The organism is Pseudarthrobacter sp. MDT3-1 (assembly GCF_054510755.1).
In genome coordinates, this window is the sequence record NZ_JBTNDX010000004.1 from 181,935 (window position 1) to 205,122 (window position 23,188).

General features: G+C 66.2%; 22 protein-coding genes, 1 tRNA gene and 1 riboswitch. Of the genes, 9 read left to right on the forward strand and 14 right to left on the reverse strand.

The genetic code is table 11. From position 1 onward, the window contains the following. Positions 1-16 precede the first annotated feature (16 nt). The gene (locus tag ACX80X_RS04820; RefSeq protein WP_459311383.1) at positions 17-640 is read left to right on the forward strand and encodes a LysE/ArgO family amino acid transporter; all 624 of its coding nucleotides are present in this window, start codon (positions 17-19) and stop codon (positions 638-640) included. A 95-nt stretch (positions 641-735) separates the two neighbouring features. Here the strand turns inward: ACX80X_RS04820 and ACX80X_RS04825 are convergent, their stop codons facing one another. Both ACX80X_RS04825 and ACX80X_RS04830 read right to left on the reverse strand, forming a co-directional pair. Continuing rightward, entirely contained in the window at positions 736-1,962 is a 1,227-nt protein-coding gene (locus tag ACX80X_RS04825; RefSeq protein WP_252608068.1) for a glutamate--cysteine ligase 2, read from the reverse strand. Positions 1,963-2,113: 151 nt separating this feature from the next. Further along, on the reverse strand, positions 2,114-3,637 hold the full coding sequence (locus ACX80X_RS04830) for a UDP-N-acetylglucosamine 1-carboxyvinyltransferase (RefSeq protein ID WP_252599149.1): 1,524 nt from the start codon (positions 3,635-3,637) through the stop codon (positions 2,114-2,116). A 249-nt stretch (positions 3,638-3,886) separates the two neighbouring features. On the opposite strand from ACX80X_RS04830, the gene ACX80X_RS04835 reads away from it, so the two are divergent. Further along, a complete protein-coding gene (locus ACX80X_RS04835; protein WP_252599220.1) occupies positions 3,887-4,660 on the forward strand; it encodes a glycoside hydrolase family 25 domain-containing protein in 774 nt (257 codons plus the stop codon). 48 nt (positions 4,661-4,708) lie between these two features. On the opposite strand, the gene ACX80X_RS04840 is transcribed toward ACX80X_RS04835, so the two are convergent. From ACX80X_RS04840 to ACX80X_RS04850, 3 genes are read right to left on the reverse strand one after another with little or no spacing between them, the layout of a single operon-like run. Beyond that, positions 4,709-5,503 carry an energy-coupling factor transporter transmembrane component T family protein gene (locus ACX80X_RS04840; RefSeq protein WP_252599150.1) on the reverse strand — a complete coding sequence of 265 codons (795 nt, stop codon included), beginning with the start codon at positions 5,501-5,503 and terminating at the stop codon, positions 4,709-4,711. Beyond that, positions 5,500-7,095, reverse strand: coding sequence for an ABC transporter ATP-binding protein (locus tag ACX80X_RS04845; protein WP_459311385.1), 1,596 nt, complete (start codon positions 7,093-7,095; stop codon positions 5,500-5,502). Before ACX80X_RS04845 ends, ACX80X_RS04840 begins: the two co-directional genes overlap by 4 nt. After that, entirely contained in the window at positions 7,095-7,745 is a 651-nt protein-coding gene (locus ACX80X_RS04850) for an ECF transporter S component (RefSeq protein ID WP_252599153.1), read from the reverse strand. The genes ACX80X_RS04845 and ACX80X_RS04850 overlap by 1 nt, the downstream gene beginning before the upstream one ends. Before the next feature lie 65 nt (positions 7,746-7,810). Next, positions 7,811-7,952, reverse strand: a riboswitch (TPP riboswitch). Between the two features lie 56 nt (positions 7,953-8,008). On the opposite strand from ACX80X_RS04850, the gene ACX80X_RS04855 reads away from it, so the two are divergent. Together ACX80X_RS04855 and ACX80X_RS04860 are read left to right on the forward strand one after the other, a co-directional pair. After that, the gene (locus ACX80X_RS04855; RefSeq protein WP_459311387.1) at positions 8,009-8,551 is read left to right on the forward strand and encodes a heme-degrading domain-containing protein; all 543 of its coding nucleotides are present in this window, start codon (positions 8,009-8,011) and stop codon (positions 8,549-8,551) included. A 41-nt stretch (positions 8,552-8,592) separates the two neighbouring features. Then, on the forward strand, positions 8,593-8,856 hold the full coding sequence (locus ACX80X_RS04860; RefSeq protein ID WP_056341347.1) for a DUF4235 domain-containing protein: 264 nt from the start codon (positions 8,593-8,595) through the stop codon (positions 8,854-8,856). 114 nt (positions 8,857-8,970) lie between these two features. On the opposite strand, the gene mnhG is transcribed toward ACX80X_RS04860, so the two are convergent. From mnhG to ACX80X_RS04890, 6 genes are read right to left on the reverse strand one after another with little or no spacing between them, the layout of a single operon-like run. Further along, positions 8,971-9,393: a monovalent cation/H(+) antiporter subunit G gene (gene mnhG / locus ACX80X_RS04865; RefSeq protein ID WP_252608056.1), complete on the reverse strand. Its 423-nt coding sequence runs from the start codon at positions 9,391-9,393 to the stop codon at positions 8,971-8,973. Beyond that, positions 9,383-9,661 carry a monovalent cation/H+ antiporter complex subunit F gene (locus tag ACX80X_RS04870; protein ID WP_056341351.1) on the reverse strand — a complete coding sequence of 93 codons (279 nt, stop codon included), beginning with the start codon at positions 9,659-9,661 and terminating at the stop codon, positions 9,383-9,385. Before ACX80X_RS04870 ends, mnhG begins: the two co-directional genes overlap by 11 nt. After that, a complete protein-coding gene (locus ACX80X_RS04875; RefSeq protein WP_252599156.1) occupies positions 9,658-10,203 on the reverse strand; it encodes a Na+/H+ antiporter subunit E in 546 nt (181 codons plus the stop codon). Before ACX80X_RS04875 ends, ACX80X_RS04870 begins: the two co-directional genes overlap by 4 nt. After that, positions 10,200-11,807 (reverse strand): Na+/H+ antiporter subunit D, encoded by a 1,608-nt coding sequence (locus ACX80X_RS04880; protein ID WP_252614287.1) that lies wholly within the window; start codon positions 11,805-11,807, stop codon positions 10,200-10,202. Before ACX80X_RS04880 ends, ACX80X_RS04875 begins: the two co-directional genes overlap by 4 nt. Then, positions 11,804-12,394, reverse strand: coding sequence for a Na(+)/H(+) antiporter subunit C (locus tag ACX80X_RS04885; RefSeq protein WP_459311390.1), 591 nt, complete (start codon positions 12,392-12,394; stop codon positions 11,804-11,806). Before ACX80X_RS04885 ends, ACX80X_RS04880 begins: the two co-directional genes overlap by 4 nt. Next, complete coding sequence (locus ACX80X_RS04890; protein ID WP_252614288.1) at positions 12,391-15,453, reverse strand: Na+/H+ antiporter subunit A; 3,063 nt, start codon at positions 15,451-15,453, stop codon at positions 12,391-12,393. The genes ACX80X_RS04885 and ACX80X_RS04890 overlap by 4 nt, the downstream gene beginning before the upstream one ends. Before the next feature lie 192 nt (positions 15,454-15,645). On the opposite strand from ACX80X_RS04890, the gene ACX80X_RS04895 reads away from it, so the two are divergent. From ACX80X_RS04895 to ACX80X_RS04905, 3 genes are all read left to right on the forward strand, one after another. Beyond that, positions 15,646-17,049: an MFS transporter gene (locus ACX80X_RS04895; RefSeq protein WP_459311392.1), complete on the forward strand. Its 1,404-nt coding sequence runs from the start codon at positions 15,646-15,648 to the stop codon at positions 17,047-17,049. Between the two features lie 147 nt (positions 17,050-17,196). After that, positions 17,197-17,679: a cation:proton antiporter regulatory subunit gene (locus ACX80X_RS04900; RefSeq protein WP_056341364.1), complete on the forward strand. Its 483-nt coding sequence runs from the start codon at positions 17,197-17,199 to the stop codon at positions 17,677-17,679. A gap of 5 nt (positions 17,680-17,684) precedes the next feature. Next, positions 17,685-18,866, forward strand: a complete 1,182-nt coding sequence (locus tag ACX80X_RS04905; RefSeq protein ID WP_459311394.1) for a cation:proton antiporter — start codon at positions 17,685-17,687, stop codon at positions 18,864-18,866. A 66-nt stretch (positions 18,867-18,932) separates the two neighbouring features. Here ACX80X_RS04905 and ACX80X_RS04910 read toward each other — a convergent pair whose 3' ends face one another. Next, a complete protein-coding gene (locus ACX80X_RS04910; protein WP_459311396.1) occupies positions 18,933-19,535 on the reverse strand; it encodes a hypothetical protein in 603 nt (200 codons plus the stop codon). Between the two features lie 399 nt (positions 19,536-19,934). After that, entirely contained in the window at positions 19,935-20,510 is a 576-nt protein-coding gene (dcd, locus tag ACX80X_RS04915; RefSeq protein WP_459311398.1) for a dCTP deaminase, read from the reverse strand. A gap of 138 nt (positions 20,511-20,648) precedes the next feature. Here dcd and ACX80X_RS04920 point away from each other — a divergent pair, with 138 nt between their 5' ends. Next, a complete protein-coding gene (locus ACX80X_RS04920) occupies positions 20,649-22,367 on the forward strand; it encodes a CAP domain-containing protein (RefSeq protein WP_459311400.1) in 1,719 nt (572 codons plus the stop codon). A gap of 3 nt (positions 22,368-22,370) precedes the next feature. Here the strand turns inward: ACX80X_RS04920 and ACX80X_RS04925 are convergent, their stop codons facing one another. Then, positions 22,371-22,814, reverse strand: a complete 444-nt coding sequence (locus tag ACX80X_RS04925; RefSeq protein WP_058930847.1) for an SRPBCC family protein — start codon at positions 22,812-22,814, stop codon at positions 22,371-22,373. Positions 22,815-23,066: 252 nt separating this feature from the next. Between ACX80X_RS04925 and ACX80X_RS04930 the strand changes: the two genes are divergently transcribed. Further along, a tRNA-Gly gene (locus ACX80X_RS04930) sits at positions 23,067-23,140 on the forward strand. The last annotated feature ends 48 nt before the right edge of the window (positions 23,141-23,188 follow it).

The following is a 23,188-nucleotide window of genomic DNA, read 5'->3' on the forward strand; positions in this document are numbered from 1 at the left end:
CCGTACGTTGGAGGATATGGATCTGACTGCATTTCTAGGCCCCGCCGCGCTGGGCTTCGGCACGGGCCTCGCCCTCATCGTGGCCATCGGCAGCCAGAACGCTTTTGTCCTCCGGCAGGGCATCCGCGGCGAGCATGTGGCCGCCGTCGTCCTGGTCTGCAGCGTCTCCGATGCGCTGCTCATCGCTGCGGGCATCGCCGGAGTGGGGGCGCTGCTCCAGTCGAGTCCCGTGATCGTAGACGTGGTCAGATTTGCCGGCGCCGCCTTCCTGGTGGGCTACGGCGCTATGGCGGCGCGCCGGGCGGTTCGTCCTGGAGCACTAACGGCGTCGGGGCGGCAGCCCGCCGTCGGCCTCGGCGCCGCCATCAGCACGGTACTGGCCCTGACGTGGCTCAACCCGCATGTCTACCTGGACACTGTGCTGCTGCTCGGATCGGTGGCCAACCAGCAGGCACAGGATTTGCGTTGGTGGTTCGGGGGCGGAGCCATCGCCGCCAGCATCGCCTGGTTCAGTGCGCTCGGGTTCGGTGCCAGGGTCCTCCGGCCGTTCTTCGCGCGGCCCTCCTCGTGGCGCATCCTGGACGGACTCGTCGCTGCGGTCATGCTCACGCTGGGTGTGCGCCTGGCTGTCGGTGCATGACGTCGTCGTTTCTTGGCGCGAACGGACACTGTGGGCCCGTCACAGCGCAAGAGCAGGGCTATATCTGCCCGTTCGCGCAAAGCTTCAGGGAGAACTCAGGACAGGCGCACGCGCAGCAGCTCCGGGACCTCGTCCGCCTCACGCAACCCGGAAGTGCCGCGCATCGTGACACGCACGGCGTGGGCAACCACGGCCCCCAGCCCGCCGTCGTCGGGCGCCGATTCTTGCATCACCGCGTCCCGCACCCTGCGCTGTTCCGTGGAGCCGGTGCCGCGGGCAATGATGTCCTCGATGCCCTGCCGGGCCAGGGAAAGTTCGTCCTGCTCGGCGAGGACCGGAGCCAAATAGTCCACCAAGGATCGCACCACGTCGACGGCCGGCGCCGGCCTGAACGTGCCAAAATCCAGCAACTCACCGTTCAGGCCACTGCTGCTCGCCTGCCATGCCGCCATCCGCAGCAGCACCGTGGGCACCGGCGCCGGCTCCACGCCGTCGCGCCATTCACGGCTGGCCGATTCGACCAAGGCCCGCACCAGCACCGCGATCAGGGCAGCGTCCTCGGCGCGGAGGCAAACGTCGGCCACCCGGACCTCAACCGTGGGGTGGTTCCGGGACAGTCGGGCGTCAAAGTAGATCATGCCTTCATCCAGCAGCACGCCACTGTCCAGCAGACGCGTGACCACCCTCCGATATGCGGAGTACGTGCTGAAAATGGCCGAAGGGCCGGACATAGGCCAGCGGTTCCAGGCCTGGGTTCGGTAGCTCTCGAACCCTGTGGGCATCCCGTTCCAGAACGGCGAATTTGCGCTCACTGCCGTGAGCACTGCCAGCTTGTCCCGGATCCTGTCCAGCACTGCCACGCCCTCGTCCTTGGATTCGATGAACGTGTGGACGTGGAAGCCGCAGGTCAGCTGCTCCTGCGCGGTCAGGCCGAAGCGTTCCAGCATCCGGGCATAGCGGGCGTCCGGAGTGGTGTGGCTCGCAAGGCCAAACGGAGAAGTGGCCAGCGCAGCGACCCTGGCACCGTTCTTGATGGCCGCCTGGTCCGCCAGCAGCCGGCCGGCCCGGATCTGCTGCAGCAGTTCTGCGTACTCGAGGCAGGGACGGGTCTGGGTCTCGATCTGCTCAAGCTTCAGCTCGGCAGTCAGGCCAGTCCAGTCGTCGTGAGCGGTTTTTTCCTTGGCTGCCAGCGCATAGGGACGTTCCGGGGCGTCGTCGGCTGCCATCCGGCGGCCAGCCAACATCGCATCCGCGAGGGCAAGCGGCTCCCCCGTGTCCGGATCAACGATCAGGAGCTCTTCCTCGACGCCGAATGTACGCATTCTTATATTGTGCTGCAACGCCCGCCAGGTTGACCCGGTTACTGCCGATCATGACGAAGCGCGAACCGGCAGATAAAGCGCTCAAATCCGCCTCTGGGGGTCGTTATCTGCCAGTTCGCGCCAGGCGGAGGGCCGCAAGTGTACGTTCGCGTTAGTCCTGGAAGTACTCCACCTTGGCGCCGATGGTGTTGAGCCGTTCCGCCAGGTCTTCGTAGCCGCGCTCGATCACGTAGATATTCCGCAGCTCCGAAACACCCCGCGCCGCGAGCATGGCCAGCAAAAGGCAGGCGGCGGGGCGGAGCGCCGGCGGGCAGCCCACCTCGGCGGCCCGCCACTTCGTGGGGCCGTTGACGTAGATCCGGTGCGGGTCCAGCAGTTGCACCTGGGCGCCGAGCCGGTTGAGTTCGGTGAGGTAGATGGCCCGGTTCTCGTAGACCCAGTCGTGGATCATGGTCTGGCCGTCGGCGTTGGCGGCGATGACCGCGAAAAACGGCAGGTTGTCGATGTTCAGGCCCGGGAACGGCATCGGGTGGATCTTGTCCTCCGGCGCCCGCAGCTCGGACGGCTTGGTGGTCACGTCCACCAGCCGGGTGCGGCCGTTGCGCGCCACGTACTCGCCGGAAATCTCCAGCTGCTGGCCCATCTGCTCCAGCGTGGCCAGTTCGATCTCCATGAACTCGATGGGCACGCGGCGGATGGTCACCTCTGAGTTGGTGACGATCCCGGCGGTGATAAGGCTCATGGCCTCAATGGGGTCCTCGGACGGGAAATACTCAATGTCGACGTCGATGAGCGGCTGCCCGGTGATCTTCAGTGTGGTGGTGCCCACGCCGTCGATCTTCACGCCCAGCATCTCGAGGTAGAAGCAGAGGTCCTGGACCATGTAGTTGGGGCTGGCGTTGCGGATGACGGTGGTGCCACGGCGGTGCGCCGCTGCCATGATCGCGTTCTCGGTGACAGTGTCCCCGCGCTCGGTCAACACAAAGGACCGGTCGTGAGTGTCCGGCGGCGGAGCCTGCACGGCGTAGAAACCGGCAGTGGCTTCCACGGAGAGCCCGAACTGGCGCAACGCCTGCATGTGGGGCTCCACGGTGCGGGTACCTAGATCGCAACCGCCGGCATAAGGCAAGCGGTATTCCGCGGATTCGTCCAGGAGCGGGCCCAGGAGCATGATCACGCTGCGCGTGCGGCGCGCCGCGTCCACATCCATGGCTTCAAGGTCCAGGACGGCGGGGCGGCGGAGCTGGAGGTCGGTGTCGTTGAGCCACGTGCATTCGACGCCGATGCTGGTCAGGACCTCCACGATCCGGTTGACCTCTTCGATCCGGGCGAGCCGGCGCAGGACCGTGGTGCCGCGGTTGATCAGGCTGGCGCACAGCAGCGCCACACCGGCGTTCTTACTGCTGTTGACATCCACCGCACCGGACAAGGTGCGGCCGCCTTCGATCCGCAGGTGCGTCATCTGCGGTTTGCCTACTTTGACGATGCTGCGGTCGAAGATCGTTTCGAGCCGCTGGATCATCTTGAGGCTGAGGTTCTGCTTGCCCTGTTCCATCCGGGCGACGGCGCTTTGGCTGGTTCCCAGCGCGGCGGCGAGCTGGCCTTGGGTCCAGCCCTTCTCGGTCCGGGCATCCTTGAGCGTGGCGGCGATGTGCTCGGCAGTTTCCTGAGTCATAACAAAAAAATATCACAAATGAGCTATTTTATGGGATGCGAATCGGAGTGGCGCCTGAAATCCCAGCAAATACCCGATTCATGAGATAGCAGCTCCTTGATGATTGTCCTTGACCAGCCACTCGCTCGGCGGGAGACTGAAACATCGGGTTCACCCGATAACGGAAGAATGCCCTGCAGGAGGCCTGCCATGTATGGGAATGCGGCTACAGCATCCCGTGCTTTAGCGTGTGCCATCTTGTGCCTGCTCATGGCCCTTTGCGGGCTTATCGTGGCGCCGGCGTCCGTGGCCGCCCCTTCACCGGGCGAGGGCGCCGAGCAAGCACTGGGTAACGATGTCTCGTGGCCTCAGTGCAACAAGGCGCTTCCCGCCGCTTCAGCTTTCGGGATCGTGGGCGTCAACAATGGCCTGGCCAGCACCACTAACCCCTGCCTCGCCGAACTGCTCCGCTGGGCCAAAGCCATCACGGTGAACCCGACCGACCAGCCGTCCGTGGCCCTTTACGTCAACACCGCCAACCCGGGGCACGCTGGCTCCTGGTGGCCCACCAGTAACAACTACCCCGCAGCCCAAGCTGTATCCAACCCCTACGGCACCTGCAAGGACAAGGACGTTGCCCCGGCGTGCGCATACATGTACGGCTACGCCAAGGCCTACGACGACGCCTACATCCGCGGCATCAGCAGCCCCTCGGACTACCTGTGGTGGCTCGATGTTGAAACAGGCAACAGCTGGTCCCTCGACAAGAGTGCCAACCGTGCCGTCCTGGAAGGTATGACCGACTTATTTCACAGCATCGGCGCCGACGTCGGCATCTACTCCTCGGCCTATCAATGGGGACAGATCGTGGGCACCGTCAGCAACTCCAGCAACCTTTATGCCCTGCCCAGCTGGCTGGCAGGCGCCCGCACGGCCTTCGGAGCCACGGCCAACTGCTCGAATGCGCCGCTAACCCCCGGCGGCACAGTCACCCTGACCCAGTTCGTCTCCAGGGGCTTCGACTACGACCACTCGTGCATTTAGCAAGCACAGCGCGGCGTAGCCAGAATCCAGAAGCATGGCCCGCCCGGACTAACGCCAGACGAAGTTCCAGGTCCCCATTACAGCCGCGGAAACCACCGCAGCCGCTGCGATCAGCACGCCGCCCGCCAGCACCCAGGCATCCAGCCGCGAATACGTGGATTCCCGCGCCCACGTCCTATGCCCCGCGCCAAAACCGCGCGCTTCCATGGTGATGGCCAGCCGGGACGCCCGGCGGATGGCCTGGACCAGGAGCCCGAAGCTCTGCCCGAGGGTGGCCCGCAGCCGTTGCAGCGGGCTGCCCTGCGAGCCGACTCCGCGGGCCCGCCGCGCCATGCCGATGGTCTGCCACTCCTCGGCCATAAGTCCCACGAGCCGCATCGCTGCCAGCGTGCCAAGGACAAAACGGTGCGGCAGCCGGGCCTTCTGGGCCAGCGCATCGGCGAGGTCGGTGGGATCTGTGCAGGTCATGAGCAGGATCGCCGGCAGGGCAATCGCGAGCCCGCGCAGCATAAAACCGATTCCCAGCTGCAGGGAACCCTCGCTGATGGACCAGATCCCGACGTCGAGCAGCACAGCGCCGCTGTCCGCCGCGACGATCGCCGTGCTCCAGCCGCCCAGGGCTGCCGCGAGGATGAGCGGCCAGCCGCGCTGCCACAAGAGGCGCAGCGTGAGGCCAGCCAACGGAAAGAGCGCCAGTTCCGCCGCAAGCGCCACCGAGGCAGACACCCAGTCGATGGAGAGCGCCAGCACCAGGGTGATGAGGAAGACGACGGCGAACTTGGCCAGCGGGTTGGCGCGCGTCAGCAGCCCGTGGTTGTTGCGGAGGGTCAGGGCATCCCTCATGCCGCACCTGCTTCCTGGCGGGCGCCGCCGCGCGAGGCCGGGCCCAGCCGCAGTTCGGCCCCGCCCAGGACGGCGCTGAATTCCTGGTCGTGGGTCACGGAAACCACTGAGGTCCCGGCGTCGAGCAGTTCCGAGAGGAACGATGCGAGCTCGGCCCAGGTGTTGGCATCCTGGCCGAACGTCGGCTCGTCGAGCACCAGCACACGAGGGTGGGCCGCGAGGACGGTGGCCACCGACAGGCGCCGCTTTTCGCCACCGGACAGCGTGTACGGATTGGCGTCCACCAGGTGCGTCAGGCGCAGCCGTTCCAGCAGCTCATCAACCCGTTCCTCGCCATGTCCCAGATGCCGCGGACCGAACATCAGCTCGTCCAGCACACGGCCGGTGACAAACTGGTGCTCAGGCTCCTGGAAGACGGTTCCGATGCGGGAAATCAGCTGGTTGGCTTTCCATTTGAAGGGATCGATCCCGGCCCCCTCGGAGAGCTCGACGGCGGCCGACACCTTTCCCGCCACCGGCGCAAGAAGTCCGGCGAGCGTCAGCGCAAACGTTGACTTTCCGGCGCCGTTGGGCCCCGTGACGGTGAGTGCCTGGCCGGAACGGACCAGGGCCGTGATGCCCTGCTGCACCGGTACGGGCGGGATCGTCCGGAAGCCGCGGCGCCGCGGACGCTCGCGGGAGACGGCAAGGTCCTCGGCCGCCAGCAGCAGGTCACCTGAGCCTGCGGACACGCGGCGGCGGGTTGCCGGAACATAGCCCGGCACCCAGACACCCGCGCCGATCAGCATGTCCCGCGCCTCCACAAGCACCTGGTCCGGCGGCCCGTCCAGCAGGACTGCGGACGTAGCGGGGGAAGCAGCGGAACCCGCTGCCGAGCCCGGCTGCAGCACCACAATCCGGTCCACCAGGTCCTTCCAGACGGACACACGGTGTTCCACCACAACGAGGGTGGCTCCGGTTTTGTCCAGGCAGCGGCCCACGGCGTCGCGGACTTCCAGCACGCCGGCGGGATCCAGGTTCGCGGTGGGCTCATCCAGCAGGATCAGCCCGGGCCGCATCGCGAGGATCCCGGCCAGCGCCAGGCGCTGCTTCTGCCCGCCGGACAGGGCCGACGTCGGGTGGTCCAGCGGGAGCCCGCCGGCGTTCAAACCGCCGCCCCCGGCACTTCGCAGCCCGACGTCGTCGAGCGCTTCATGGACGCGGCGCCAGATCTCGTCCCGCGGAACGGCGAGGTTCTCGGCGCCGAAGGCGACGTCGTCGCCCAGGCGCGAAAGAACCACCTGCGTTTCCGGATCCTGCTGCATCAGTCCCGAGCGGCCGCGCTGCCCGCGCGGCACCACACCGTCGATCAGCAGCGAACCGGTTTCGTCGGCGTCGTCCCCTTCATCCCCCAGCACTCCTGCGAGCGCATGCAGCAGCGTTGACTTGCCCGCGCCCGATGGGCCCAGCAGCAGCACCCGCTCGCCGGGAGCGATGTCGAGGTCGAGCCCCCGGACGGCGGGGGCGGAACGTCCGGCATGCCACCAGCCCCAGCCACGGGCGGACACCGCGGCGGGGCGTACTCCGGAAGCGCCGGCGTCGGAAGCGGTCATCAGTTGAAGACGGGCTCCGAAGCTGCCTTCCGGGATGCGAACGAGCTCAGCACGCCGGTCCTGGCCAGGCCGCGGGTGGCGATCCAGGACAGCGCGCCCGCAATCACCGCGCCGGAGATGGTGCAGAACGCGATGTACGCGAGCTTGTCGGCGGGCTCGTAGGCGATGTTCCAGCCCCACGGCAGGAACGAGTCATTGAGGCCGCAGAACAGGCCCGCGCCGGCACCGGCCAGCAGCGCGGCGATGAGGTTGTACTTCTGGTGCAGGAAGGACTTGAACCGGAAGTTGCCGTACACCAGCAGGAAGAACACCAGTTCGGCGCCCAGGCCCTGGAGGAGTCCGGAGATCAGCACGGTGGCGCCGTACTGCGAGCCCATGATGAGTTCGCCGGTGGCGGCCACCGCTTCGCAGAAGAGCGCCGCGCCGGGTTTGCGGATGATGAGCATGCCCAGCACTGCCGGGATCATCCAGCCACCGGCGATCAGGCCGGTCAGCGGGGGGTAAACGGCGTTCATGGGGGCGGAGACGATGCCGGCGCCCTGGGACCAGGCCCAGAAGATCACGCCGCCGGTGATGGCGATGAGCGCCGCCACCACGATGTCCACAACACGCCAGGTATTGCCGGTCTTTTTGATTGCTGCAGTTGTCATTTTGGTCCTCCTGAGGAACAGGAGGGGAAAGTGCCCCGGCGTGCGGCGCTGCCGCCGTTTCCGGACACTTCGAGAACTCGACTCCCTTGCGCCGGTACTAACCGGATCAGGTTCGAGGGTCTGCGGCTGTCCGCACTCTCAGCGCCCACCTGCGGTTCCCTGGCAATGCCAGTGATGTCCGACGGCGGCGCTCCCCTGTCGTAATAAATCTGCCCTGATGGGCGTGCTCCAGTTTACACCGCGGGCGGGGTAGATTGTGGGCCATGACTGCCAACAACCCGACTGTGACTGCGTTCAATCCCGATTCGACAGTGCCCCAGCCGGCGGGGCTGCTTGAGGCCCTGATTGCCCGGGTCGAAGCCGAGATCAACGAGCTGCAGTTTCCGCATTTCAGCAAGGACGACTCCCTCAACCTCGGGCTGCTCCTGGTGGAGCTGGGCAAGAGCCGGAAGCTGCCCATCGCGATCGACATCACCAAGGGTGACCAGGTCCTGTTCCACGTGGCCTTGGACGGCGCCACCCCGGACAACGAGCACTGGGTCCGGGCCAAGCAGCGCACCGCCGCCAGGTATGAGATCCCGTCGCTGCTGGCGGGCCTCCGCGGCAGGCTGCACGGCGGCCGGATCGAGGACCACGGCTGGTTCGACGAGTCCACCTATGCCCCGCACGGCGGCTGCTTCCCGGTCTACGTCACCGGTGTGGGTGCAGTGGCCACGGTAACGGTCTCGGGCCTGCCCCAGCAACAGGACCATGATCTCGTGGTGGAGGCCCTGCGGGAGATTCTGGAGTCCATGCATGCGGGTTAGGCTAAAGACAATCCCGGATCCGCTCAAAAGGAGTTCAACGAATGAACCTGTTCATCAAGCTGCTCGGCACTGCAATCAGCCTCGGCGCCGGATTCGTCGGCACCAAGATGGTCAATACCGTATGGGAAAAGTCCACCGGCCGGAAGCCCCCGACCGGCAGGGATGAAGACACCCCCACGAGCCTTCGCTCGGCGCTGACGTTCGCGCTCATCTCGGCCTCGGTCAGCACTATCATCCAGGTGCTCGCCAACCGCGGCACGCAGCGGGCCATCACCCGCTTCGCCAAGTCCCAGGACATCGTCTGACCGCATCACCATCCCCTGAGTTTCACCGTCCAGCTAATCGGTTCAAACCGGCCGAGATGCCCGCAGTATCTGGAAGGTGAACTCACAAGGGACGCTGGGGGCTGCGCGTGACGCTCAGTCCCGCCGGCCGCCGTCAGACGCTTCATCCCTGGACGACTCATCCCGGGCCGACTGGGCCGCCTTCTGAACCACGGCCTCGAGTTCATCGGAGCTGAGCAGCTCGCGGTGCAGGTGTTTGGTGCGGTACCCGGCGCGGCCCACCATATGGGCGGAAATCGGCACCGTCAGCAGCTGGAAAATCCAGGCCACCAGCAGCACCGGCCACACCCACCAGCTGCGCAGCTGCAGGCCGATCGCCGCCAGGAGCAGGAACAGACCCAGCACCTGGGGCTTGGTGGCCGCGTGCATGCGGCTCAGCAGATCCGGGAAGCGGAGCAGGCCCACAGCGGCGGCGAGCGACATAAGGGCACCCACCACCAGGAACACCGCCGAGACGGTGTCGATGACATTGTCAACCACGCTGGCCTCAGGATTCATTGGCTTGCTCCCGCCGGTCGGCCACGAAGCGCGCAACGGTCACCGAACCGATGAAGCCAACCACGGACAGCGCCACCAGCAGCATCAGGTTGTTCAGGTGCCGGTTAACGGCCATGTCGATGCACAGGGCAGCGCCGAGGATTGCGAGCAGGACGTCGGAGGCCAGCACCCGGTCCAGCAGCGACGGGCCGCGGGAGATCCTGATGATGGCTCCTGCCGCCGCCAGCGAAAGAATGACTGCCGTGACAGCCAGGACGGTCTGCATCATGCTGCGGCCTCCTGCCGGATTGCTTCGAGTTCTTCGCGGGTGCCCATGATCCTGATCAGGCCCGCTTCGATGGAGCGGACTTCCTTGCGCAGGCTTTCCACTTCTTCCGGGCTGCTGACGTTGAGCGCGTGGAGGTAGAGGGTGGACGTTGACCGGTCCACTTCCACCACCAGGGAGCCCGGGATCAGCGAGATCACGTGCCCGGTGGCGGTGACCATCAGGTCCTGGTGGCTCCGCAACGGAACAGCGACGACGGCGTTGATGACCCGCGGGCCGCGGACCGCCGCCAGGTACATGACCTCGACGCTGGCTGCCGCCACCCTGCCCAGGAAACGCAGGGCAAATGGCACTGCATAAAGAATGTTGAACCGGCCGCTGAGTTCCACCGGCGGCAGATAGAATATCCGGGCCACGAGCACCGCCAGCAACGCGCCGAAGAGCAGGTTGCCGGGGCTGAAGTCCTGCCACAGGGCGCCCCAGACAAGCACCAGCCATACCAGCAGGGGCAGTTCCTGGCGGAGGGAAATCCGGCGGCGGCTCATTTGCCCCCACCGTTTTTCAGGGCCAGCGGGGGAACGTCCGTGTCCTCGCCCAGCACGGCCTGGATGTAGGCGGACCGGTCCAGCATTTCGTGGGCGGCCTGGTCCGAGACTGTGAACAGCGGGCCCGCGAAAACAGTGAGCGAGACGCCCAGGACCACCAGGCCCAGGGTTGAGCCCACCATGGTGCGGGGCAGCAGCGTGACGTTCTTGCGGCCGGCCCGGCTGCCGGTGTCCGAATCCTCCGGCTCGGCCAGCAGGACGGGGTCCGGGTGCTCGGCGTCCGAGGGCTTGCGCCAGAAGGCGCGGTTCCAGACGCGCGCGACGGCCAGCAGGGTCAGGAGGCTGGTGACCACACCGCCGATCACCAGGGCGTAGGCCAGGGGTGTGCCCAGTTCGATGCCCGCCTGGATGAGCCCCACTTTCCCCAGGAAACCGGAGAACGGCGGGATCCCGGCAAGGTTCATGGCGGGGATAAAGAACAGCAGGGCCAGGATGGGTGACAGCTTGGCGAGGCCCGCCAGCCGGTCCACGGATGAACTGCCGCCACGGCGTTCAATCAGCCCGGTGACCAGGAACAAGCTTGTTTGGATGGTGATGTGGTGGGCCACGTAGAACACGGCGGCACCCAGTCCGGCCACCGAAGACATGGCCAGGCCGAACACCATGTATCCGATGTGGCTGACCAAGGTGAAGGACAGCAGACGCTTGATGTCGCTCTGGGCCAGGGCGCCCAGGATTCCCACCACCATGGTCAGCAGCGCCGCCACCATCAGCGGCGTGTCCAGGCTGTCACCGGGAAACAGCAGGGTTTCGGTACGCACCATCGCATAGACGCCCACCTTGGTCAGCAGGCCCGCGAACACGGCCGTGACCGGCGCAGGGGCGGTGGGATAGGAGTCCGGCAGCCAGAAGGACAACGGAAAAACGGCCGCCTTGATGCCGAAGGCCACCAGGAGCATGACATGGAGCAGGGTGCGGGTTCCTTCGTCCAGGTCCGCGAGCTTGACGGCGAGATCGGCCATGTTCACGGTGCCGGTGGCCCCGTAAACCATGGCGATGGAGATCAGGAACAGCACCGAGGACACCACGGACACCACCACGTAGGTGACGCCGGCGCGGATGCGGGGGCCGGTCCCACCCAGGGTCATCAGGACATAGCTTGCCGTCAGCAGGATTTCGAAGCCGACATAGAGGTTGAAAAGATCCCCGGACAGGAACGCGTTGGACACTCCGGCCACAAGGATGAGGTAGGTGGGGTGGAAGATCGACACCGGGGCGTCCCGGTCGCCGTCGGCCATTCCCTGCCCGGTGGCGTAGACCAACACAGCGAGGCTAATGGCCGACGACACCACGAGCATGAGGGACGAGAACTGGTCCACCACCATCGTGATGCCCCACGGCGGCAGCCAGCCACCGATGTTCACGGCAGCCGTTCCGCCGTCCCACACCGACGCCAGCAGCAGGCACTCCAGCAGGAGCGTCAGGGACAGCACGCCGATGCTCACCGCGCGCTGCGCGCGGGAGTGCCGGATCAGCAGGAAGGCCAGGGCGGCACCGAGGATGGGAAGTACGACGGCGAGCGGGGCAAAGCTTGCCATGTTCACTTCACACCTCCTTCGGGACCAGGGGTTACGTTCTGCGAGCCGGGTTGCTCTTCGGCGGCGGCGTCCCAGGCAGAAATCTCCTTGGCACCGGCGGTGACGGAACCGGCCTCATCCGGGCCGTCCGCCGCCGTGGGGTGATCTGAGACCGTGCTCCCGTCGCCGCCCAGCATGGTTAGGGGAAACTCGGAAGTTTCGGCCGGGATCGGGGTGTCGTCCTCGGCGTCGAAGCGGGGCGTCTCGGCGACGCGGAGGTCCTCGATGTCGTCCTGGATCTCGTCCTGGCGGGCCAGGACCCACGTGCGGTAGATGATGCCGAGCATAAAGGCCGTCACGGCGAAGGAGATCACGATCGACGTGAGGATCAGGGCCTGCGGCAGCGGGTCCGCGTACTCATGCGCGCCGGTGGCCTTGTTGTACAGGGGCGCCAGGCCGGCATAGCCGCCGGTGGCCAGGATCAGCAGGTTGGTGGCGTTGGCCAGCAGCATCAGCCCGAGCAGCACCCGGGTGAGGCTGCGTTCCAGGATCAGGTAGATGCCGCACGCATACAGGGCACCCATCACGGTCAGCAGGGTCAGGTTGACGCTCATCCTTGGCCCCTCGCGGTGGTTTCGGCGGGGACACCCACGGGTTCCTCGGCGTGCACGTCGGCCTGCACCTCGGTAGCGGCAGGAGCGTCGTCCGCTGGCGCGTCCTCGGCAGGCGCAGTTCTTTGCTCTTCAAAGTGTTCGTCGATCTCGGAGCCCAGGCTGCGCAGGACGTCCAGCACCAGGCCGATCACCACGATGTAGACGCCGATGTCGAAGATGGTGGATGTGACGAACTTGATGTCCCCGAACACCGGAAGCCAGAGTTCGATGATGGCGGTCTGGAATACCTGGCCGCCCAGCAGCAGCGGCACCACACCGGACGCCGCCGCAGTGGCGAGCCCGATCCCAAGCAGCGTTCCGGCGCCGACGGGCGTGGCCTCGCGCAGTTCGAACCGGCCGCCGGCCAGGTAGCGGATGGCCAGGGCAAGTCCGGCAGTCAGGCCGCCGGCGAAGCCGCCGCCGGGCAGGTTATGGCCGGCCAGGAGGAGGTAGAGCGAGAAGATGATCAGGGAGTGGAAGATCAGCCGCGTGACCACTTCAAAGATGATGGAACGCCGTTCCGGTGCCAGCGTGCGCCCCGCCACGATCCAGGCGTCCCGGGCGGAGGCGGCGAATTTGCGGCTGATGGCCAGGGCCGCGGCTTCCCGCGACCCGGGATCCACAGCGACCTGGCGGCCGACGCTGCCCTCGGCAATAGTTTCAGAGACCCTGGTCCGGTCGCCGCGGCCGCGGACGAAGATGAGGCTGGCAACACCTGTGGCGGCCAGGGCAAGGACGGATATTTCACCGAAAGTGTCCCAGGCGCGGATGTCCACCAGGGTCACGTTGACGATGTTCAGCCCGCCGCCGCCTTCATAGGCAAGACGCGGGAATTCCAGGGACACTGGGACGGCCACCCGGGCGCCCATGGCGTGGATGGCGGCGAAGACCATGGTGACGCCGAACGCCGCCCCGATGATCACGCGGATCACCCGGTACTTGCCGCCGGTCCGGTCGCGGAGTTCCGCGGGCAGGCTGCGCATGGCCAGGACAAAGGCCACCAGGATGATGGTTTCCACAAGCATCTGCGTGAGGGCCAGGTCCGGCGCGCCCTGGAGCGCGAACATCAGGGCGATCCCGTATCCGGTGACGGACACCATCAGCACAGCGAGGAACCGTTTGTTGGCCTTGACCGCGGCCAGCGCGCCGATCACAATTCCCGCCCCGACCACGGGCTGCAGCGGCGAGTAGGGATCGATGAAGTACAGGTTGTCCGGAAGCGGCTTGCCCGCCAGCACCATGGCGGTCAGCGGCAGCGCAAACGCCATCGTGAGGATCACGGCGAGGTAGAAGTACAGGGAACCACGCTGCGTGCGGCCCGTAATCCAGACCGCAGTGTCGTCCAGGGCGCCGATGGTGAGCTGGTACATGCGGTCGCCGTCGATCCAGCCGGGAACGCGGGACTGCGCGCGGGCCACCAGGTTCCGTCCGAAGTACATCGCCAGGCCCAGGGCAAACGTGAGGGCGGTCAGTCCCAGGGCGGGGGTGAAACCGTGCCACAGCGCAAGGTGGCCGGCCTGCTCGGCCGGTGTGCCGGCGCCGGACGCGGTGGAGGCGAACAGCGCGGCGTAGGGCTGGACCCAGGCGTCCACCGACGCCGGCCAGAGGCCGTAGACGATGCTGAGGACGCTGAGGACGGCCGGGGCCGCCAGGAAGGAAGGCTTGACCGCCTTGAACATTGTCCGCTCAATCCCGGGCTTCACCGCGAACGCTCCCCACATAAAGCGTGCGCTGTAGGCGAACGTGAGAACGGACCCGAGGACGATGCCCACGAGCACCACCATGCTCCAGGCCTCGCCGCCGGAAGCGTGGTGGACAAAGGCTTCAAGGACTGATTCCTTGGCCACAAATCCGGCGAGCAGCGGGACGCCGGCCATCGAGGCGGCACCGATGCCAGCCACAATTCCGAGCGCCCGGGACTGCCGGAACACGCCGGAAAGCTGGCGCACATCGCGGGTACCGGCCTGGTGGTCGATGATGCCCACCACCAGGAACAGGGTGGCCTTGAACAATCCGTGGGCGAGGAGCATCGCGAGGCCGGCGAGGGCCGCGTCCGGCGTGCCCAGCCCCACAACCATGGTCAGGAAACCCAGCTGGCTGACCGTGCCGTAGGCCAGGATGAGCTTGATGTCGGTCTGCCGGAGCGCCCGGTAGCCGCCAACCAGCATGGTGGCCAGGCCCAGGCCCAGCACAATGGACTGCCAGTAGGCGGTGTCGGAAAATCCCGGGGCCAGCCGCGCCACCAGGTAGATCCCGGCCTTCACCATCGCCGCGGCGTGGAGGTACGCGCTCACCGGGGTGGGGGCCGCCATGGCTCCCGGAAGCCAGAAGTGGAAGGGAACCAGCGCGGACTTGCTGATGGCGCCCGCCAGGATAAGTACGACGGCGGCGGCCACGATTCCTCCGGAAGGTCCGCTGATCAGGGTGGGAGCCTGCGCCAGGATCGCCGAAATCCGGTACGTGCCGGCACTGTGGCCCAGCATAATCAGGCCCACCAGCATGGCCAGCCCGCCCGCTGTGGTGACCATCAAAGCTTGCAGCGCAGAACGGCGGGCCGCCAGCCTGGTGCGGGCGAAGCCGATCAGCAGGTAGGACAGGATGGTGGTGAGTTCCCAGAAAATGAACATCAGAAGAAGATCGTCAGCGATCACCAAGCCGAACATCACTCCCGCGAAGGCGAGGAACTGGGCGCCGAAGCCTCCGAGGTCCTGGTCCTTGAGGCTGAAGTACCGCGCGCAATAGACGAGCACCAAGGCGCCTATGCCCAGGATAAGGAGCGACATCACCCAGGCAAGGGGATCGAGCCGGAAGGCGAATTCAAGATCCAGCCCGGGGATCCACGGGAAGACTTCCGAGACCGCGCCGACGTCCGAGTACACGGCGCCGTGCTGGAACAGCAGCCAGCCAAACGAAACGGCAGGAACAGCGGCCAGCGCATAAAAAGCGTTGCGGCCCCATGCCCTGAAGAGAAACGGCGCCACGGCAGCCACCGCAAAGTGCACGGCAAGGACTGTGATCACTGGTAGCTCCGCAACGTCAGGGATTCGATTGTCAAAAGTCAGGGCAGGCGGTCATTCGTCAGGTTCGGTGGCCACAGTTTATCAAGGCACCACTGACACTTTTCCCGCACCGGACCGTGGGTCCCTGGAATTTCGCCGGTGTCCGGCGTACCATCTCCGCGATGTTCGCCAGGGGCGGATACGATTCAGCCTATGAACACCGCAAGCGCTCCTGAGGCCATGCAGCCGTCATCGGAACTCGCGTCCGGAACCCAGGCCACCGGCAAGGGCCGAGTCCTCGCCTGGGCCGCCTGGGACTGGGGATCTGCGGCCTTCAACGCGATCATGACCACCTTCGTTTTCACCGTCTACCTCACCTCCAATGCCTTCGGCGGCAAAGATCAGGCTTCGGCCGTTCTTGGCGGTGCGCTGGCCGTTGCGGGGATCGCCATCGCGCTGCTCGCTCCGGTGACCGGGCAGCGCTCGGACAACGGCGGGCGCCGCAAGCTGTGGCTGGGGGTCAACACGGCCGCCGTCGCCATCCTGACGGGCCTGTGCTTCTTTGTGTTCCCGCGGCCGGAGTTCCTGCTGCTGGGCGTTTCCCTGATCGCGCTGGGGAATGTGTTCTTTGAGTTCGCCGGGGTCAACTACAACGCCATGCTGGCCCAGATCTCCACCCCGAAAAACATCGGCAAGGTCAGCGGATTCGGCTGGGGCATGGGCTACCTGGGCGGCATTGTGGCCCTGCTGATTGTGCTGCAGCTGTTTGTGCAGCCGAGCTTCGACTGGTTCGGCGCCTCCACCGAAGACAGCCTGAACATCCGGCTGGTGGCCTTGTTCTCCGCCCTGTGGTTCTTCATCTTTGCCCTGCCGGTACTGTTCGCCGTCCCGGAACTGCCGCGGCCGGAGCGGGCCCAACCCCTGGGTTTCCTGGCCTCCTACGGCCTCCTCATCCGCCGGATCAAGGCAATCTACGCCACCAGCCCGCACACCATTTACTTCCTCCTGGCCAGCGCAGTGTTCCGGGACGGCCTCGCGGCCGTGTTCACCTTCGGCGGGATCATCGCGGCCGGCACGTTTGGCTTCGAATTGTCCCAGGTCATCTTCTTTGCCATCTTCGGCAATGTGGTGGCGGCCGTGGGCGCCATCATCGGCGGGTTCCTGGACGATCGTGTAGGGCCCAAGGCCGTGATCATGGGTTCCCTGGTGGGGCTGCTGGTCGCCGGGACCATGATCCTGGTCCTCGGCAACGAAAACTACATCTTCTTTGGCACGGCGTGGGCCGGCAGCACCACCTTCTGGGTCTTCGGGCTGTTCCTGTGCCTGTTTGTGGGGCCTGCCCAGTCCTCGTCGCGGGCATACCTGGCCCGGCTGGCACCCCACGGCGAATCCGGCGAGCTGTTCGGCCTTTACGCCACCACCGGGCGTGCCGTCAGCTTCCTCGCTCCGGCGCTGTTCACCCTGTTCATCACGCTGGCCACTCCCCTGGTTGCGCCCGGCGAGGCCCAGCGCTGGGGAATCCTGGGCATCATGGTGGTGCTGCTCGCCGGCCTGCTGGTCCTGCTCCCGGTAAAGTCGCCGGACAAGACCGCCATCGCCGTCGTTCCAGCCTCCTAGCGCGAACGGACACTTAAGCCCCACCCCCTTGAAGCGCGAACGGGCAGCAGATGACCTCAAATCCGGGGTCTGACGTCATCTGCTGCCCGCTCGCGCCGCCTTCGGCACCCCCGCCCGAAACCGGCCTGCAAAGACTAGGCTGGTGGTATGAACGTGGACGAGACTGACCTCCCCGGCCTGGGCCGGCGGAAGGACTTCATGACGACTTCCGGCCGCCGCATCGGCGTCGTGGAGCTGCGCGAGGGCACGATGGAACTCATCGTTTCCACTTGGGACGATCCCGACACCTGCCAGGCGTCGATTCCCCTGACCGGCGATGAGGCCGCCACCCTGGGTAACCTCCTGGGCGGGCAGCACCTTGCCATGAAGCTGACTGAAGAGCACCGGGAGATCCCGGGCATCGTGACCCGGCAGTTCTCCATCGCCCCGGAATCCCCGTTCCAGAACCAGCCCATGGGGAAGGCCTGCATCCGCACCCGCTGCGGAGTCTCGATCGTGGCGATCATGCGTGAAGGCGAAGTGCTCCCGTCGCCGGGACCCGACGTCGTACTTCACTCCGGTGACCTCCTCGTTGCAGTTGGAACGCAAGAAGGCCTCGATTCGGCGGCCGATATCCTGCGCAACGGCTGAGCGTCATGGACCCGCTGGCCCTGACCCTCATTGAACTGGGGGCCGTTGTGTTCTGCCTCGGCCTCCTGGCCAGGCTGGCCGGACGGATCGGAATGTCACCCATACCGCTCTACCTCGTTGGCGGACTCGCCTTCGGCGCAGGCGGCGTGGTCAAGCTCGAAGGTATGCAGGAATTCGCACATCTCTCCGGCGAAATTGGCGTGATCCTGCTGCTGCTTATGCTCGGATTGGAATATACGGCTGCCGAGCTTTTCACCGGTCTGCGCAGGTCCTGGCAGGCCGGTGTTCTTGACCTGGTCTTGAATTTCCTGCCGGGTGCGGCGCTGGCTTTCCTGCTGGGCTGGGGAACGGTGGGCGCCATGGTTATGGGCGGTGTCACGTACATATCGTCCTCAGGGATCGCCGCCAAGGTCATCACGGACCTGGGCCGGATCGGTAACCGCGAGACCCCCGTGGTGCTGTCCATCCTGGTGTTCGAGGACCTGGCCATGGCAGTGTACCTGCCCATCCTCACCGCCACCCTCGCGGGCGTGAGCTTCCTGGGCGGGCTCACTACGGTGGCAATCTCCCTGGCGGTGGTCACCGTCGTCTTAATGGTGGCACTGCGGCACGGCCACCGTGTATCAAAAGCGGTGCACAGCGAAAACTCCGAAGTATTCCTGCTCAACCTGCTCGGTGCCGCACTGCTGGTGGCTGGCCTCGCGTCCGCCATGCAGGTTTCGGCCGCAGTGGGCGCGTTTATGCTGGGCATCGCGATCTCGGGGGCTACCGCCCACAGCGCCACCCGGATCCTGGAACCGCTGCGGGATCTTTTTGCCGCCATCTTCTTTGTGGCATTCGGGCTCAACACAGACCCGTCGACCATCCCGCCGGTACTCGGCTGGGCTCTGATCCTGGCGGCCATCACTGCCACTACCAAGATGCTCACGGGCATCTGGGCTGCCAAGCGGGCCGGAATTGCACGCCCGGGCCGCTTCCGTGCAGGCGCCGCCCTGATAGCCCGCGGCGAGTTCTCCATCGTTATCGCCGGCCTGGCCGTGGCGTCGGGCGTGGTCCCGGACGATCTCGCCGCCCTGGCAACCGCCTACGTGCTGATCATGGCCGTCCTCGGGCCGCTGGCCGCGCGCTATGTGGAACCGGTGCTCAAGGCGTTCGGCGGGCCTGTCCGGTTGGCCGCGAAGGCGTAGGCCACCACACTCCCCGCACCGAGACGTGAGATCCCGGCGCTATAACGGACCGTTGGCGCCGAGACCTCACCCCTCGATCCGCCATCCCGCCCGAGCAAGGGAGTCCAGTACCCGGTGGGCGCACCCATCGAAGCCCCACTGGCGTACATGCCCGGCTGTGACAGTCACCGATGCCCAGCCGATGGCCGCGATGGACTCGTCCCGCCGAGCAAGTTCCCACCCAGTAGCGTCCTGCACCACGTACCTCAGCGCGGGTTCCGGCAGTCCGAGCCTTCCGATGGCCAGCCGCAGCCGGGTCTCCGGCGCGGAATCGGCCCCGACCCGGCACAGTTCCAGAGCCCGCCTGGCTTTCCGGATACCGCGGGCGCCCGGGGTGGAGTGGACCTGCTCAAGAAGGTCCCCGAGTGAACACAGCGCGTCCTTCTTAGGCCCGAAGCTCCTCGATTGGCTGCAGATGAAGTAGTCCGCCACCGCCACCAAATCCTCCAAGTCCAGGACCGCGGCCAAGTCCAGCCACGTCCGCGCAGGGCAGGTGACCGGGACGCCGTCGAGTTCCCCCACATACTGGCTGCGAAGGCCCAGCCGGTGACCGGATACCCCCTTGCGCACCGGCCGGGCGCCTCCGCCGATCTTCGCCAAGTGGATTTTCAGCTCGTTCTGAAGTGCCAAATGGCAGCGGGCAGCCCCACAGCAGCGCCGCGGTGGCCAGACAGCAGACGAGACCGGGAGGAAAGTGTGGCCAGCAATGCGCAGGTGCGGTGAAGAGGCTGCGACGCACCCCAGGGAACCCGTACTCCGCGGCTTGCCACGCGGAGATCGCTCCGCCATGCACGCGCAGCGGGGACGTCGGCGTGGACCTGCTCATGAAGGGTAAAGGAACGTCCAGCGAAGTGGTCCGGAAGAGGTGAGGGCTGCCGCATGACCCATTGTTGGCACAGCCGGGCTGCCCCAACCCGGTTATCCACAGAGTGGAGGAGTAGTGGTTCCCAAGCTGCCGCACCGAGAGGTTAGATCTCGGCGCCAAGACGGACGGTTAGAGCCGAGACCTCACCCCTCGATGGAAAAGGCTCAGACCTCGGTGCGGTGGAAGTTCAGGTGGCTGCGGCTGGCTGTCGGCCCGCGCTGGCCCTGGTAGCGGTTGCCGTATTCGCCGGAACCGTACGGGAACTCAGCAGCAGAGGTCAGCCGGAAAAAGCACAGCTGGCCGATCTTCATGCCGGGCCAGAGCTTGATGGGCAGCGTGGCCATGTTGGACAGCTCCAGCGTGACGTGGCCGGAAAACCCCGGATCAATGAACCCGGCCGTGGAGTGCGTCAGCAGGCCCAGACGGCCCAGGGACGACTTACCTTCCAACCGCGCAGCAATGTCGTCCGGCAACGTGACGGCCTCGTAGGTGGAACCAAGGACAAACTCGCCTGGGTGCAGGATGAACGGCTCACCGCTCTCCACCTCCACAAGCCGCGTCAGCTCGGGCTGCTCTTCGGCGGGGTCGATGTGCGCGTACTTATGGTTGTCGAAAAGTCGGAACAACCGGTCGATCCGCACGTCCACCGAGGATGGCTGGACCATCGCGGGATCGTACGGTTCGAGGACGATCCGTTGGGTGTCTAGTTCGGCACGAATGTCGCGGTCAGAGATCAGCACCGTCCCAAATTACTATGCGTTGTCCACAGCGCACACTTTTTCGTTGTTGCTGTCGCCTAGTGGGGCTAATGTTGCCTCAGCATGTCAGCCGCCGGATGGTCTCCCGGTTGGTACAACTGAACTGATCTGGGGTTGGTTTTGAATAAATTTGCGGCGCCCGCCGTTGTGGCCATGTTGTGCGCGCTCGCCCTCGTGTCCCCGGCCGCCGGCATGTATTCCGGCCCGCCGGAGAATGCGCCGTCCGTCCAGGCTGGTGCCTTTGGACCGCGCACGGTCACGTTGGGACCGTCGGGAACAGCGGACGACGGCGGCGCGCCCGACGTTGAGACCGGCACCGGTTCCCCGCTCGCCCCGGCCGTGGAACCGGTGATCACACCGGCATCACCCGCCGGAGAAGGCACGTCAGGGACCGCAGCGGCGCCGCCGACGGCGACGGTGGCTGCCCCCGAGACCGCCACGTCCGAACCAGTCGCGCCCGGGCCGCCCTCCCTGCCACCCCTCTGGGCCCCCGACGCCGAACTTGCCCAGAACAAATCTGCGGCTCCCGCCCCGCAGGCCCTCGCCACGGAATCCTTGGCCACCGAATCACTGGGCACCGAGGCCCTGGTGCCGGACAGCAACACGGCCGCCATCCTCACGGTTTTCAACGAAATCAACAACTACCGGGTGTCCAAGGGCCTGGCCCCGCTCAAGTACCACCCCACGGTGGCCGGCATGGCGCAGGAATGGTCCAACAGCATCGCGTCCCGGGACGTCATTGAGCACCGTGCCAGCTTCTGGACCGACCCCCGCGCCCTGAACCCCAACAACGGCGCCGGCGAGGTCATTGCCATCCGCACGGACCGCAACGCGGCGCAGTTGGTGGAGTGGTGGAAAGCCTCCGAGGGCCACAACGCCATGCTGCTAGACCCGCGCTTCAACGTCATGGGCGCCGGGATCTCCTACACGGACAATCTGTTCACCATCTGGGGCGTGGTGAACTTCTTCGGCTACACCACTCTCCCTGCCGGCACCGTCACGTCGCCCGGGGGCAGCTCCTCCGGCGGGGGCGCCTTCCCCCCTCCGCCGCCGACCATGTGCGACCCGGCCGTCAAACACATGCCGCCCACCCTGAATTTGAGCAGCGCGGCGATCAACAGTGCCGCTGACCTGGTGACCATCAACGCCTCAGGCCAGCTCATCAACCGCCCCTCCACCGGGAACAGGACCTTTGGTGCTGCCAAGGTCATCAGCTCCGGTTTCGGAACGGCCAAGGAAGTTTTCACCACGGACTGGGACCGCGACGGCGCCTATGACCTCCTGACGCAGTGGAACGACGGCCGGCTGACGCTCCACCCTGGACTTGCCAGTGGAGGGTTTGGGACGCTCGTCACGCTCGGTCAGTCCGGCTGGGCGACGTTGACGCTGGCCGTCGGCGGCTGGTGCGCCAACAACCGGCTCCCCCAACTGGTCGCCCTGGAGGGCACCAGCCTCTACCTCTACCCGAACGTGGGCCTGGCCGACATGTCCTCACGCACCCTTATGGCGACCGACGTGACGGCCAGGAAGCTGAGCATGGTGGATTATGACGCCGACGGTTTCCAGGATCTCCTGGCCATTAGGTCCGACGGCGGTGTGCAGCTTTACCGCGGAGCTGGCACTCCGGCGCCACGCGTCGAAGCCCGGCTCACCGTCACCACCGGCTGGCAAGACGTCACCGGGATCCGTCCGCTGCGCGACGTGACAGCCCTGAATTCCACGGGGGTCGCGCTCCGCCGGGCCAACGATGTGGTGCAGTACTGGGACCTGAGCAGCGGAAGCCTTGCGTCGCCGTCGAACATTACCGGCAGCTGGGCGGGCCAGCGGCTGGCGCAGTAGCCCTCAGGCGGCCGTCCGCACTTCCAGGACATCTTTGAGCCGTGCGAGCTGGGACACTTCGGCCCTGATGGTGCGCTGGATGCCGGTGTTCATCAGGCCCAGGAGGCCTTTGGGCTGGTACTCGAGGGCGAACCTGACGCGGGTGCCGGCCGGTTCGGTGCTGAGGTAGTAACCGCCGGTGGGCTGCGACGGTCCCGAGATCACACGGAACTGGATCTCGGCGCCCGGCCTGGCCTGCGTTATTTCGAAGTCGGCGGGGATTGTCCGTCCTGACCGGCCCGTGGTCGTCTGCCGGTAAACGGCGCCCTTGGTTCCGGCAGCACCGGACATCAAGCCGATGCTGCGGATGCCCTTGCGCCATAGGGGAAGGTTCATTCCGTCCACCAGGAACGCGTACACGGTCATTGCGTCGCACCGGATAAGCACCTCGTGCTCTGCAAATACCATGGGAGTCCTTAGTTAGCGGCTGGTCAGGTGGTAGCCCGCCCCACCCCCATGACACCGCAGCTAACGGGTTCAGAGTAGCCACTCGGCCCGCCCCGGACCTAGCCACCGACGGCGCCGTTATTGAAGAGTTACTGGATGACGCGGCCGGTAGCGGCCATCCCGGCGGACACGGGTCCAGTGCGTGGTCACGGTTGCTGGCGCGTGATCGCATCTGCGCTAAGCTAAGTTCTGCCCCGCTCAAAACGGGGCGATGCGGCTGTAGCTCAATGGTAGAGCGCTAGCTTCCCAAGCTTGATACGCGGGTCCGATTCCCGTCAGCCGCTCCAATGTTTCTCACTACCGTTTTCGCACCACAGCAGCGCGCGCGCCGGCGC